The organism is Paenibacillus sp. 32O-W, assembly GCF_007679495.1.
Lineage (GTDB): Bacteria > Bacillota > Bacilli > Paenibacillales > NBRC-103111 > Paenibacillus_L > Paenibacillus_L residui.
Genome location: NZ_VEGP01000175.1, coordinates 1 through 529, shown reverse-complemented (window position 1 = coordinate 529; position 529 = coordinate 1). Strand labels below are relative to the sequence as shown.

2 pseudogenes are annotated in these 529 nt (G+C 45.4%); both read left to right on the top strand.

Features of this window, described 5'->3' with window-relative positions:
* Nucleotides 1–49: 49 nt before the first annotated feature.
* Nucleotides 50–190, top strand: a pseudogene (locus FS806_RS27175) (transposase); the annotation flags it as partial.
* A 66-nt stretch (nt 191–256) separates the two neighbouring features.
* A pseudogene (locus FS806_RS25325) lies at nt 257–529 on the top strand (IS3 family transposase); the annotation flags it as partial.

Sequence of the window (529 nt, the reverse complement as noted above, 5' to 3'; positions counted from 1 at the left end):
TATAATGGACTAAGAAAATTAGACAGCAAAAAAGGAGTTTCTTAGTTGTATGGCAACGATGAGGAGAAAGTTCACACCAGAGCAAAAAGCACAAATCGTACTGGAAATTTTGAAGGAGGATAAGTCAATTTCGCAGCTGTCCTCCGAGCATGGAATCCATGCGAATGTCCTCCAGAGGTGGAAAACGGAAGCGATCCAGAACTTGCATCAGCTGTTCGTAGATGATCGCAAAGGCATCACGAAAATGAAAAATGATTATGAACAGCAGATCAACGAACTCTATGCCGAAGTCGGAAAATTGTCCACTCAATTGGCGTGGATCAAAAAAAAATCTGGCTATGGACCAAACTCGTGAACAGCGATTGGCCATGTTGGATTGGCAAAGCACAGAGCTGCCTCTAACCGTACAGGCGGATATCCTCAGCCTCAATCGTTCCAGCCTGTATTACAAGCCGGTACCTCCCTCCCCGGAGGAAATTCGCATCAAACACCGGATTGATGAAATCTACACGCAGTATCCGTTTCTGGG